This is a genomic window from Proteus sp. FME41, from assembly GCF_014897315.1.
In the GTDB taxonomy this organism is placed as follows: Bacteria; Pseudomonadota; Gammaproteobacteria; order Enterobacterales; family Enterobacteriaceae; genus Proteus.
Genome location: NZ_JABUYL010000001.1, coordinates 51,559 through 65,873 on the forward strand (window position 1 = coordinate 51,559; position 14,315 = coordinate 65,873).

At 39.3% G+C, this 14,315-nt stretch carries 10 protein-coding genes; 8 read left to right on the top strand and 2 right to left on the bottom strand.

The features are described 5' to 3' along the window. Together cydD and trxB are read right to left on the bottom strand one after the other, a co-directional pair. A complete protein-coding gene (cydD, locus tag INT04_RS00245; RefSeq protein WP_193014179.1) occupies positions 1 to 1,770 on the bottom strand; it encodes a heme ABC transporter permease/ATP-binding protein CydD in 1,770 nt (589 codons plus the stop codon). Positions 1,771 to 1,910: 140 nt separating this feature from the next. Beyond that, entirely contained in the window at positions 1,911 to 2,870 is a 960-nt protein-coding gene (gene trxB / locus INT04_RS00250; protein ID WP_193014180.1) for a thioredoxin-disulfide reductase, read from the bottom strand. Between the two features lie 544 nt (positions 2,871 to 3,414). On the opposite strand from trxB, the gene lrp reads away from it, so the two are divergent. From lrp to INT04_RS00290, 8 genes are all read left to right on the top strand, one after another. After that, positions 3,415 to 3,909: a leucine-responsive transcriptional regulator Lrp gene (gene lrp, locus INT04_RS00255; RefSeq protein WP_004244566.1), complete on the top strand. Its 495-nt coding sequence runs from the start codon at positions 3,415 to 3,417 to the stop codon at positions 3,907 to 3,909. Between the two features lie 244 nt (positions 3,910 to 4,153). Further along, positions 4,154 to 7,765: a DNA translocase FtsK 4TM domain-containing protein gene (locus INT04_RS00260; RefSeq protein WP_413465690.1), complete on the top strand. Its 3,612-nt coding sequence runs from the start codon at positions 4,154 to 4,156 to the stop codon at positions 7,763 to 7,765. Between the two features lie 113 nt (positions 7,766 to 7,878). Further along, positions 7,879 to 8,487, top strand: coding sequence for an outer membrane lipoprotein chaperone LolA (gene lolA, locus INT04_RS00265; protein ID WP_193014182.1), 609 nt, complete (start codon positions 7,879 to 7,881; stop codon positions 8,485 to 8,487). A 7-nt stretch (positions 8,488 to 8,494) separates the two neighbouring features. Further along, complete coding sequence (locus INT04_RS00270; RefSeq protein ID WP_193014580.1) at positions 8,495 to 9,844, top strand: replication-associated recombination protein A; 1,350 nt, start codon at positions 8,495 to 8,497, stop codon at positions 9,842 to 9,844. A 119-nt stretch (positions 9,845 to 9,963) separates the two neighbouring features. Then, on the top strand, positions 9,964 to 11,253 hold the full coding sequence (serS, locus tag INT04_RS00275; RefSeq protein WP_193014183.1) for a serine--tRNA ligase: 1,290 nt from the start codon (positions 9,964 to 9,966) through the stop codon (positions 11,251 to 11,253). 305 nt (positions 11,254 to 11,558) lie between these two features. Further along, a complete protein-coding gene (locus INT04_RS00280) occupies positions 11,559 to 12,545 on the top strand; it encodes a methionine ABC transporter ATP-binding protein (protein WP_193014184.1) in 987 nt (328 codons plus the stop codon). A 1-nt stretch (position 12,546) separates the two neighbouring features. Then, the gene (locus INT04_RS00285; RefSeq protein ID WP_193014185.1) at positions 12,547 to 13,233 is read left to right on the top strand and encodes a methionine ABC transporter permease; all 687 of its coding nucleotides are present in this window, start codon (positions 12,547 to 12,549) and stop codon (positions 13,231 to 13,233) included. Between the two features lie 49 nt (positions 13,234 to 13,282). Further along, positions 13,283 to 14,107 carry a MetQ/NlpA family ABC transporter substrate-binding protein gene (locus tag INT04_RS00290; protein ID WP_088493302.1) on the top strand — a complete coding sequence of 275 codons (825 nt, stop codon included), beginning with the start codon at positions 13,283 to 13,285 and terminating at the stop codon, positions 14,105 to 14,107. Positions 14,108 to 14,315 lie beyond the last annotated feature (208 nt).

The window sequence follows — 14,315 nt, forward strand, 5'->3', positions numbered from 1 at the left end:
TTAAAGTTCCTCTTTACGATGAGCAAGAAGACGAGCAAAAGCACCTTGCTGTTGGCTTAATGATGCATAAGTGCCTGTTTCAATAATTTGACCTTTTTCCATCACCCAAATCTGATCATAATCCAGTGTTTCTTCCAATAAATGGGTTATAAGCAAGGTTGTTTGATGCAATGATGCATTATTAAGTGCATGCATAACACGTTGTTCACTGTGAGAATCAAGGCTTGCTGCGGGTTCATCTAATAACAAAAACTGGCAAGGTGATAATAAAGCACGCGCAACAGCAATGCGCTGAGCTTGACCAACCGAAAGACGTGCAGCACTGTCGCCAATCACAGTATTTAAACCCTCAGGGAGATCGTTAATAAAATCGCTGACGTAGGCTTTTTCGATGGCAAGATTGATTTGCTCTGTAGTGGCATTTGGGGCACTTAAACGCACATTATCAAGTAAGGTTTGCTCCGGTAAATTCGGGTTTTGACCCACCCAACTTAAACATTGTCGCCATGACTCAGGAGAAAGCTGTGTTAATTCAATACCGTTAATTTTTAGCGAACCACGGTAAGGTAAAAAGCCTAAAAGTGCATTTAATAACGAGCTTTTACCTGCACCACTTTGACCCACAATCGCAATGCGTTGATTAGGGTTAATGGTGAAATTTAATGGGCCTGCAAGTTTGATACCTTGATGAGATAAAATTTCTAGCTCTGTGGCCGTTATCTCAATGCTTTCGTTTGACTGGATACGCTCATTGCCGGCTAATTGTGGCTTTTCACCTTCAGCATCTAAAAACTCAACCAGAGATTCAGCCGCACCAACTGCTTGCGCTTTTGCGTGATAATAAGTCCCTAAATCACGTAAAGGTTGGAAAAACTCAGGCGCTAAAATAAGGGCTAAAAAGCCTGAAAAGAGTGTCACACCTAAGCCATAACTACCAAAGTTAAGTTCACCTAAATAAGAAAAACCGAAGTAAACGGCAACAACAGCAATAGAAACAGCGGTAAAGAATTCCAATACACCCGATGAAAGGAATGCCATTCTTAGCACTTCCATTGTACGTTTACGGAAATCTTCTGTTGCTTCTGTAATTTGTTTGACTTCAGCATGACCGCGGTTGAATAACCGTAAAGTTTCTAACCCTCTTAATCTATCGAGGAAGTTACCACTTAAACGGCCTAATGCGAGAAAGTTTCTGCGGTTTGCATCGGCTGCGCCTAATCCCACTAACGCCATAAACAGTGGAATAAGTGGGGCGGTAAAGAATAAAATTAAGCCTGCGACCCAGTTAACAGGAAATATTGTAATAAGAATAAGAATAGGAACAATAGCAGAAAGGTACATTTGAGGAAGATAACGAGCATAATAATCTTGCATATCTTCGATTTGCTCAAGAATAATGGTTGCCCAACTTCCCGCGGGTTTTCCTTTAACCCAAACAGGGCCTAATTCTTCAAGTCTATCAAGAACCATTTTACGGATTTGTTGCCTGACAGCCATGCCACAGCGATAGCCAACACGTTCTCGAATTGCTATGACTACAGCGCGTAAGATAAAAATACCAATAAGAGTGAGAAAGGTAGGTATATGCGTATCACGGTTAAGACTGTCCATGATAAATGCTTGAAGTAAAACAGCTAATAACCATGCTTGAGCAATGATTAATAAACCGCTTACAACACCTAGAATCATTGATAGCCGTAGCCATCGACGGGCTGGAGCACTTTGCTGTTTCAGCCATCGAACCAATTCATTTTGTTTAGTTTTATCCATAAGAAAAGATTCAAATCTGCAGGTGGGATACAAAGTATCAGAAAGGCCAAGGTAAGTAGTTATACGCTTTGGCAACCAGTCTTGTATGTTACATGGTAAAAGGCGCTACTGAAATAGCGCCTTGAAAGGAAGTGATGATTTTAATTGGATTTTTGTGCGTCTAAGTAACGTTCTGCATCTAAAGCTGCCATACAACCAGTACCTGCAGAGGTAATTGCTTGACGATAAATGTGATCCATTACGTCACCAGCAGCAAAAACACCTTCAATAGAGGTTTGAGTCGCGTTACCTTGTGTACCAGATTGAACTTTGATGTAACCGTTGTCTAATTCTAATTGTCCGTCAAAAATAGCGGTATTTGGGCTATGACCAATCGCAATAAAAACACCCATGACATCTAATTCTTCAGTTTTATCGCTTTTAGTCTCTTTTAAGCGAACTTTAGTCACACCCATATCGTCGCCGATAACTTCATCTAAGGTACGATCAGTATGCAAAATAATATTGCCACTGTTCACTTTGTCCATTAAGCGATTAATTAAGATTTTTTCAGAACGGAAAGAATCACGGCGGTGGATTAGGTGAACTTCTGATGCAATGTTTGCTAAATACAGCGCTTCTTCTACGGCAGTATTACCACCACCGACAACAGCGACTTTTTGGTTACGATAGAAAAAACCGTCACAAGTAGCACAAGCAGAGACACCACGACCTTTAAAGGATTCTTCTGAAGGCAAACCGATATAACGTGCAGACGCGCCTGTTGCGATGATTAATGCATCACACGTGTATTCTTGTTCATCACCAAATAGGCGAAAAGGGCGGTTTTTCAGATCGACTTTATTAATATGGTCAGAGATAATCTCTGTATTAAATTTTTCTGCGTGCTGAAACATACGATCCATTAAGTTTGGGCCTGTTAACCCTTCTGGGTCGCCGGGCCAGTTTTCGACTTCTGTTGTTGTTGTGAGCTGACCGCCTTTTTCAACACCGGTAATCAGTACAGGCTCTAAGTTGGCTCTTGCCGCATAAACGGCGGCAGTATAACCCGCAGGGCCTGAACCTAAAATAATAAGTTTGCTATGTTTGATGGTGCTCATGTGTACCTCATCTCTGATTAGGCGTGATGCGAATTGAGGGATTGTAGGAGAAATAAGACGTTAAAAAAAGCTAATGACGAGAAATAGACATAATATTTTAGCTATTTTAGCAATAGTTGATACCAATATAGTTTAATAATTATAGAGTTATATTGGGCTAACATCATCGAATTAACCTGAAACATTTTGCTTTACAATTGATGACTATCTTGCGTATATAGATAATAACATAGCGCCTTGTTCTGATTTTTACTCATTTGCTTTGACAATCCGCTGTACATTTGCGAAAACATGATTGTTAAAGATAATTATCCTCGGATGTTACACGCACTATTTTTTAGACAGACAGGGTATGGGATAGTTACTTTGCGATATTTGCTAATGAGTATTTAGATAAAATAGATGTTTTATCTGGCATTAAAAGAAAATAGATTGGTAGTTTGCTCTGACCGTTTGATACCGAAGTTTCGACGTTGATGCTGAAGGTGTACAGGTATGGGTATAGGAAAATAAAGTAAGAGAAAAAGAGAAAGAGAGTATAGAGATGATTGATAATAAAAAACGTCCGGGTAAAGATCTTGATAGAATAGACCGGAATATTCTAAATGAGCTTCAAAAAGATGGTCGTATTTCAAACGTTGAGCTATCTAAACGTGTCGGTTTATCACCAACACCGTGTTTAGAGCGTGTACGTCGTTTAGAGCGCCAAGGATTTATTTCCGGTTATACCGCGCTATTAAACCCACATTACTTAGATGCATCATTACTGGTATTTGTGGAAATCACACTAAACCGTGGCGCACCAGATGTTTTTGAACAATTTAATATGGCTGTTCAAAAATTAGAAGAAATCCAAGAATGTCATTTAGTTTCTGGTGATTTTGACTATCTGTTGAAAACTCGTGTACCTGATATGTCCGCTTACCGTAAATTGTTAGGTGAAACCTTGTTACGTCTTCCTGGTGTTAACGACACACGTACTTACGTGGTTATGGAAGAAGTTAAGCAAAGCAACCGCCTTGTAATCAAAACTCGCTAAGCCAACTTAATAGGTTGGTGCAAAACAGGAAAAAATTAGGTACACTCCTGTTTATGCATACAGTTTCAACGCTGAGATATCTCAGCGTTGTTCCGTTTTAATTTAACCCTAAGTTAAACCTGGAGAGCCCTCTTTGAGCCAGGAATATACAGAAGATAAAAATATTCGTTTAACAAAGATAAGTAACCGTCGCCGTATTTGGGAAGCTATTCTCATATTGATCGGGATTGGCGCTGTCTTTTTGATGGTTTCTTTACTTAGCTTTCATCCCTCTGATCCTAGCTGGTCACAAACCACATGGAATGAACCTATTCAAAATTTAGGTGGCAGCATCGGAGCATGGCTAGCTGATATTCTATTTTCTGCATTTGGCTTACTTGCCTATGCCATTCCTGTTGTCGTGGTTTTTGGCTGCTGGAATTCTCTACGCTACCAACAAAACCGTGAATACACCGACTTCTTTTCCCTTGCACTTCGCACGATTGGTGCCTTGGCTCTGATCTTTACCTCTTGTGCATTAGCTGATCTTAATTTTGATGATATCTATAATTTCAGCTCAGGAGGGGTGATTGGTAGCTTATTTAGTAAAGCCTTATTACCGTGGTTTAATATATTGGGTGCAACGCTTGCTCTGTTGTCTGTTTGGGCGGTTGGCTTTACATTATTTACAGGCTGGTCGTGGTTAACTATCACAGAAAAAATTGGTGCAGTTATCCTTGGTTCCGTGGGTTTTATAACTAATCGAGGCCAACACGATACTGAATACGAAGACGATGATAGCACTCAAGATTTAGCCGATGATATTACTGAACATTCAAATCAAACAGAAAATCAATCATTAGAACTGACAACCGAAGAGAGTGATGACATCTTATTTTCTGCGCCTTCAGCGCTTGAACTTGCTCGTCAGCAAGATATCGATTCATCACAACCAAAAACGGAACAAGAAGATGATTTACCTTCTTTCAGTGCAACAAATGATACAGACGAGCATACTCAATCATTAACGCAAGTTGCACCTGTTATAGCTGAACCTGTTGTAGAACAAACGTCTGAGATAACAGAAGAAGCACCTGAACATTATCGTTTTGATATTCCGGAAGCCTTCCTAAAAAAAGACATTCAACCAGAAATCAGTACTCCTCAACATTCTGTTTATTCAATACCAGAAGAGAACACATCTTCTGTAATGCCGTTAGTTGAAAATAATCCTATCGCGCAATCTGTGGATAGTTTTATGCCCGTTGGGCAAGCTGAACCTACATTTTCATTAGCACCAGAGAGTGATGATACCTTAACACAAGCGGCTGTGGTGTCTGCGGGAGTAGCAACAAGTCCCCTAGTGAATCACGCTGCACAAGTTAAACAAGGTTTAGGGCCTGAACTGCCGCGACCAAATCCAGTACGGTTACCTACTCGTCGTGAGCTCTATGGCATTCATATTCCTTCACAACGTGAAGCAGAACTGCGTCGTCGCGAAGGTGCTGTTCACTTTGAACCTGAAGACGAGTTAGCGGATATTCAAGATCAGGCTAATTTTGAACAAGAATTACGTCAGCAATTTATTGAGCAACAGCGTGAACGTTACGGTGCTGAAGGAGATGACGCTGATACACACTATCCTCCTGCTCATGAGCAGAATATTCAATCACCCGTTTCTGCATTTGACTATCAACAAGATGATTATCGTGGTGAACCCACGGTGACAACAAATACATTCTCTTCAGTAGAAGATAGTAATGCTGAGGTTGATGAAGATGAGCAATATGACCAACTATTGGCTGCACAATTTAAACAACAATTGCAGGATCGTTACGGTGATGATGTTGCGTTAGATGATGACGAAGATGAAGTATTGCCTCAACTATCCACACAGACATCTTCACTACAAGCAACAACAGGGTATCAACCCCACATTCAACACTCATTTGCGCCACAATCAGCACAACCGACACAAACTCTTGAGAAGAAAGTTGAGTACCCAACCAGTAATGCATTTTTACAAATTTCGCCTCGTGATGAAGAAGAGGAAGAGTACCGCCCGAAAATTGAGTTAGAAAGAGAACTCACTGCATTAGAAGCGTTCTCACCTATTGATGATTTATTGGATGAAGATCCGATAGAGCCAGTGTTTACACCGATTGTTTCAGAACCTGTTACACCACATGCTGCTCCTCAATCTGCGTCGCAATCACGTATTGAACCACAGACTAATATGGTTCAGCATTTTGCACAGCAACAGCAACAGCAACAGCAACAGCAACAGCAACAGCAACAGCAACAGCAACAGCAACAGCAACAGCAACAGCAACAAGAATCATTAATTCACCCATTCTTGATGCGTAATGATAGGCCGTTGCAAAAACCAACAACGCCAATGCCGTCTCTGGATTTGCTAACCACGCCGCCAGTAGAAGATGAACCTGTTGATATGTTTGAGCTTGAGCGTATTGGTAAATTAATCGAAGCGCGTCTTAATGATTATCGTGTTAAAGCTACGGTGGTGGGTATTTCACCGGGGCCGGTTATCACACGTTTTGAGCTTGAACTTGCACCGGGTGTAAAAGCGGCTCGAATTTCAAATTTATCTCGTGACTTAGCACGTTCATTGTCAGCTATAGCCGTACGTATTGTCGAAGTGATCCCAGGAAAACCGTATGTAGGGCTGGAATTACCTAATAAAAAACGTCAAACCGTATATATGCGTGAATTGCTAGACAGTGATGTATTCCGTGAGAGTCGTTCCCCTCTTACTGTTGTTTTAGGTAAAGATATTGGCGGTCAGCCTGTTGTGGCAAATTTGGCTAAAATGCCTCACTTATTGGTGGCAGGGACAACTGGCTCAGGTAAATCAGTCGGTGTGAATGCGATGATCATTAGCATTCTCTATAAGGCGAAACCTGAAGATGTCCGCTTTATTATGATTGACCCCAAAATGCTTGAACTTTCTGTTTATGAAGGTATTCCACATCTTCTGACCGAAGTTGTTACGGATATGAAAGATGCGGCAAGTGCGTTGCGGTGGAGTGTGGCAGAAATGGAGCGTCGTTATAAATTAATGTCAGCTCTAGGTGTACGTAATCTAGCGGGTTATAACGAAAAAATTAAAGAAGCAGAAGCAATGGGACGGCCAATTCCTGATCCATCCTGGAAACCAACCGACAGCATGGCAACTGAAATGCCAACCCTAGGGAAAGAGCCTTACATTGTGGTTGTTGTCGATGAATTTGCTGATTTAATGATGACAGCAGGTAAAAAAGTTGAAGAATTAATTGCACGTTTAGCACAAAAAGCACGTGCTGCGGGTATTCATCTTGTGCTTGCAACCCAACGGCCATCTGTTGATATTATTACGGGGTTAATTAAAGCCAATATTCCTAGTCGTATTGCCTTTACGGTATCCAGTAAAATTGACTCTCGAACTATTTTAGACCAAGCCGGTGCAGAGTCTTTATTAGGCATGGGAGATATGCTTTATGCACCAAACGGCTTTGTACCTGAACGTGTCCATGGTGCGTTTGTGAGTGATGATGAAGTGCATGCTGTCGCAACAGATTGGAAAGCACGGGGTCGTCCTCAATATATTGAGGCTATTACTAAATGTGGTGAAGAAGGCGAAGCTGGCAATGGTGGTGGTTACGATGACGGTGAAGAGCTAGACCCATTATTTGACCAAGCTGTTGAATTTGTAGTTGAAAAACAGCGTGTTTCCATTTCAGGTGTACAACGCCAATTTAGAATTGGTTATAACCGCGCGGCGAGAATTGTAGAGCAAATGGAAATGCAAGGTATTGTCAGCACGCCAAACCACAACAATACGCGTGATGTACTTTCGCCACCGCCTTCTGATATGTAATATCTTGAAAACACAGTTATCAGCTAATCAGATAGCGTGGTAACCTGCACAACATCATTAATAAATTATACGCCGACATTATGTCGGCGTTATCTCATGCCGAGGCTTGTAGAATGAAAAAAGTATTATTTGCAGTGTGTGTGATGACATTAATAAGTAGCCAAGCCGCTTGGGCTGATGCACGTCAAGATTTACAACAACGATTAAATAAAGTGAATAGCTTTCAAGCTAATTTTAGCCAAACAGTCACAAGCAATGAAGGCTCGCTTATCCAAAAAGGGGAAGGGAATTTAAAAGTACAGCGTCCTGATTTGTTTAATTGGCAAATGACTGCACCTGACGAGAGTACTCTGATTTCTGATGGTAAAACATTGTGGTTTTACAATCCCTTTGTAGAGCAAGTGACAGCAACTTGGCTTGAAAGTGCCACAAGCAATACCCCTTTTATGTTGATCGCGCGTAATGACAGTAAAGAGTGGCAAAACTATGAAGTAAAACAAGCGGGTGATCGTTTTGAGTTAACACCAAAAGTAGAAAATAACTTAAAGCACTTTACAATTACGGTATTACCTAATGGGCAAATTCAACAATTTGCAGCCACAGAACAAGATGGTCAAATAAGTAATTATCAACTGACTGCTCAAACTGTTGCACCTATTGATGCCTCTGCTTTTCGCTTTACGCCACCTGCGGGTGTGACTATGGATGACCAACGTCAGTGAGGATATTTTGAGTAATTTTTCACTCGATTTTTCACGCAATGAGTTCCAGCCTTTAGCCGCAAGAATGCGCCCTGAAACGTTGGAACACTATATCGGACAAACGCATTTACTTGCCGAAGGTAAACCACTGCCTCGTGCGATTAAGGTGGGTCAATTGCATTCCATGATTTTATGGGGACCTCCTGGTACAGGCAAAACAACGCTTGCTGAGATTATTGGTCGTTATGCACAAGCCGATATAGAACGATTATCTGCGGTAACCTCGGGTATTAAAGAAATCAGAGAATCTATTGAAATTGCGCGTCAAAACCGCAATGCAGGGCGTAGAACAATTCTGTTTGTTGATGAAGTGCATCGTTTTAATAAGAGCCAGCAAGATGCTTTCTTGCCTCATATCGAAGATGGCACTATTACTTTTATTGGCGCAACAACAGAAAACCCTTCTTTTGAGTTAAATTCTGCATTGCTCTCTAGGGCCAGAGTTTATCTATTACGTTCATTAACTGAAACGGACATTGAGCACGTTCTACAACAAGCCTTAGATGATAAAGAACGAGGATTAGGCGGACGCAATATCGTTTTACCTAATGATACACGTAAAATGATTGCACAACTTGTAAATGGTGACGCGCGTCGCTCGCTAAATTTGCTTGAAATGATGGCAGATATTGCCGAAGTGGATAGCCAAGGAAACCGCACATTAACACCAGCATTACTGACAGAAATCAGTGGTGAACGTAGCGCGCGTTTCGATAATAAAGGTGACCGCTTTTATGATCTTATCTCTGCACTACACAAATCAGTAAGAGGATCAGCGCCTGATGCGGCCCTTTATTGGTATGCAAGGATCATTACAGCAGGAGGCGATCCGCTTTATGTCGCTCGTCGTTTATTGGCTATTGCGTCAGAAGATGTGGGCAATGCTGATCCTCGCGCAATGCAAGTTGCCATTGCTGCATGGGATTGCTTTACACGCGTTGGTCCTGCTGAAGGCGAACGTGCGATTGCACAAGCGATAGTGTATTTAGCGTGTGCACCAAAAAGTAATGCCGTTTACACCGCTTTTAAAGCGGCAATTGCAGATGCTAAAAATAAACCTGATTACGATGTACCTGAGCATTTGCGTAATGCGCCTACAAAATTAATGAAAGAAATGGGGCTTGGTGCTGAATATCGTTATGCCCATGATGAACCTAATGCTTATGCTGCTGGAGAGGTCTATTTTCCTAAAGAAATGGCCAATACACAGTACTATTACCCAGTAAAAAGAGGGTTAGAGATCAAGGTTGGAGAGAAATTAGACTGGCTTTCTCAACAAGATCAAAATAGTGTTACAAAACGCTATCGCAAAATGTAAAGATGCGGTAAGGTTATTAAATTATCATTAATTTCTTAACTATGCCTTGTCTCAGATATCTTTTTGATAAAGATAGGAGAAAAGGTTTTTATTAATCTATCAATAAGCACAGGATAAGCATGCTCGATCCAAATCTACTGCGTAATGAGCTAGACGCGGTCGCCGAAAAACTGGCTCGCAGGGGGTTCACCCTCGATGTGGAAAAAATTCGTCAACAAGAAGAACGCCGTAAGGTGTTACAGGTTGAAACTGAATCCCTGCAAGCAGAACGTAATTCTCGATCGAAGTCCATCGGTGCGGCAAAAGCGCGTGGTGAAGATATTGAGCCACTTCGTCAGGAAGTTAACCTGTTAGGTGAAAAACTTGAAGCTGCGAAAGCAGAACTTGAAGTGCTTCAAGCGGAAATTCGTGATTACGTTTTAACTATCCCGAATATGCCAGATGATGCTGTTCCAAATGGCAAAGACGATAGCGAAAACGTAGAAGTTTCTCGTTGGGGCACACCAAAGACTTATGATTTTGAATTAAAAGATCATGTGACTTTAGGCGAATTGACTGATGGCTTAGACTTCGCTTCTGCGGTAAAAATTACCGGTTCACGCTTTGTCGTAATGAAAGGTCAAATTGCACGTTTACATCGTGCTATTACACAATTTATGCTGAATCTGCACACAGAAGAGCATGGCTACCAAGAAATGTATGTTCCTTATTTGGTTAACCATGCAACACTGTACGGTACAGGTCAGTTACCTAAATTTAGTGAAGATTTATTCCACACTAAACCGTTAGAAGAAGAAGCAGAAAGCCAATACGCACTTATTCCAACAGCAGAAGTGCCTGTGACCAATATGGTCAGAGACGAAATTCTTGAAGAAGATGACCTGCCACTAAAAATGACGGCTCATACACCTTGCTTCCGTTCAGAAGCAGGTTCTTATGGTCGTGATACCCGTGGTCTTATCCGTATGCACCAATTTGATAAAGTTGAGCTAGTTCAAATCGCTCATCCAGAAAAATCAATGGAAGCATTAGAAGAACTAACAGGTCATGCTGAAAAAGTACTGCAATTGTTGAACTTGCCTTACCGTAAAGTCATTCTTTGTACGGGTGATATCGGTTTTGGTTCACGTAAAACTTACGACTTAGAAGTTTGGGTTCCAGCTCAAAATACTTACCGTGAAATCTCTTCATGCTCAAATATGTGGGATTTCCAAGCACGTCGTATGCAAGCACGTTTCCGCTCTAAAGGCGATAAGAAAACTCAACTGGTTCATACATTAAACGGTTCTGGCTTAGCGGTCGGTCGTACCTTAGTAGCAATTATGGAAAACTATCAAATGGCTGATGGCCGTATTGAAATTCCAGAAGTGTTACGTCCTTACATGAACGGCTTAGAATATATCGGTTAATTATTCTTTAATTAATTGAATATTAGCCATAAAACCCTCAGCCTAGACTGAGGGTTTTTTATTGCCTCAATAAAATATTTATCACTGACAATTACTATTTTTATAGTAATGAATAGTATTTTTTAGCGTTATTACCGTACAAAAATAAAATAAAAAAGCGATTGGAAATAATTTAATTCTAAGGTATGCATTTTTTGTTTTATCCCTTTCTTATTCCCTGCTTGACAATACTGCTCATTAACACTACTTTGGAAATCTAGATGTTTAGACGTCTATGTATCCATTTAATAAGTGAGTTGATTAAAATGATAACACTAAAAAATGTCAGCAAAATTTACCAGCGAGGGAAAAAACAAACTGTTGCTGTTGATGATATTAATCTCAATATTGAACAAGGGGATATCTTTGGCATTATTGGGTATAGCGGTGCAGGTAAAAGTAGTTTGATCCGACTATTAAATCGCTTAGAGCCAGTTACAAAAGGGGAAGTGATTGTAGGAAAATACAATATCACTGCTAGCAGTGAACGTGAGATCCGTAAAATTCGTCATTCTATTGGCATGATTTTTCAGCACTTTAATTTATTGTGGTCACGTACAGTGAGAGAGAATATTGAATTTCCACTCGAAATTTCGGGTGTAGATAAAAAACAACGCTTTCAGAGAGCGAGTGAACTAATGGCCTTGGTTGGGCTTGCTGATAAAGCCGATGAATATCCATCAACATTAAGTGGTGGACAAAAACAACGTGTGGGTATTGCTAGAGCACTGGCAAACAACCCTGATGTTTTATTATGTGATGAAGCAACATCTGCATTAGATCCAAAAACAACACAAACAATTTTAGCATTGTTGGCTGACATTAATAAAAAAATGAATATTACGATTGTGTTGATCACACATGAAATGCAAGTTGTAAAAGCAATATGTAATAAAGTAGCGGTTATCGAGCAAGGAAAAATAATTGAACAAGGTGAAGTAGTAAAAATCTTTAACCAGCCAAAACATAAAGTGACACAACAGTTTTTATCACAATCAATACATGTAACAGATAACAGTGATGATATTGATAATATAAAACAGCAAAGCACAGTAATAAAACTGTTACTGCAAGAGGGTAAAAAATATGACTGTTTACTTTATGATTTAATTTCTAATTTTAATGAACCTATTAATTTAATAAAAGGTAGTTTTTCGCAAGAGAGTGGGTTTATTTATTTACAGTTAAATAATAAATCGGATGAAATTATCCAATATCTTGAGAATAATAAATTTGATATAGCGGTCGTGTGATATGGATGAAATACAAAGTTGGATTAATAGTTATTTACCTCATTTAAAACTCAATGTATTAGGTGAAGAAACATTAAATACATTATATATGACACTTGTTTCTGGTTTATTATCTTGCTTATTAGGGATCTTAATTGGTGTCGCATTATTTCTAACGGCAAAAGAGGGATATAAAGAGCAGGTTTCTATATATAGAACACTTTCATTTATTGTAAATATTTTTAGAGCGGTGCCTTTTATTATTTTAATTATCTTATTGTTTCCTTTTACTAAATTAATTGTGGGAACCATATTAGGTGTTAATGCAGCACTACCTGCATTAGTGATTTCCGCTGCTGCTTTTTATGCTAGGTTGGTTGAATTAGCATTACGTGAAGTTGATAAAGGTGTAATAGAAGCAAGTCTCTCAATGGGCGCTAATTTACCAACACTAATATTTAAGGTGTTATTACCTGAATCTTCGCCAGCTCTTGTTTCTGGTTTAACGGTAACATTGATTTCATTAGTGGGTGGAACAGCTGTTGCTGGCGCAATAGGTGCGGGTGGATTAGGTAATTTGGCTTATTTAGAAGGGTTTCAGCGCAGCCATCTTGATGTAGTTTGGATTGCAACATTAGTGATTTTATTTATTGTGTTATGTATTCAGTTATTGGGAGATAGTGTTGTAAGAAATATAGATAAACGCTAATTAAAAAATATTTCAATTAAAAATCAAATTTAAAAATAAGGTTATAACAATGAAATTAACAGTATTTAAAAAGCTGGGATCACTGCTACTTATTAGCCTCGCACTCTCTGCTTGTAAACCATCAGATGAAAAATCAGAAAATAAATTAATTATCGGTGCATCAAGTACACCTCACGCGGAAATTCTGGAATTTATTAAACCCCAATTAGCAAAAGAAGGATTAGAGTTAGATATTCGAATTTTTAATGATTATATTATTCCTAATCAGGCATTAGCAGAAAAAGAATTAGATGCCAACTTCTTTCAACATGTCCCTTATTTAAATAAAACACTTGCTGATCACCCTGATTGGAAATTAGTATCAGCAGGCGCAGTACATATGCACCCATATCGTTTTTTTTCACAGAAATATAAAAGCTTACAAGATTTGCCTAATGGTGCGAAAATGATAAGCAGTAATAATCTGGCACAACATGGGCATATATTAAAACTATTTCAAGATGAGGGAATAATTAAGTTACGTGATGGAATCGATCCTGATGATTCTACGATAGATGATATTGTAGAAAATCCACGTAATATTAAATTTCTATTTACTTATGATGGGCCATTGTTACCCCAAATTTATAAAAATGGTGAAGCGGATGTTGCTTCTATAGATGGACACTTTGCCATTAATGCAGGGCTCGATTTAACCAAAGAAGTGATTTATACAGAGCCTGCTGCTAACAGTAAGTTTGCCAATGTGATTGTCATAAGAGAGGAAGATAAAAATGATCCACGCATTGCTAAATTAATGGCACAGTTAAAAGCACCTGAAACCAAAAAGTTTATTTTGGATAACTTTAAAGGTGAAGCTGTTCCTGTTCCATAATCGATCTATTTTAAAAATAATGTATAAAAAAGTGGTGTAAGAAATTATGCCGCTTTTTTGCTTATTCTTAAGAAGATTATCAAAAGGTTTTTAATAAAGAAATGACTATTTAACAAAAATATAACGCAATCTGTCATTGGTTAAACCGATCACGGCAGATCCTATTTATACTGTTAAATTAGAGCTATCACTCGAATTTATCTCAATT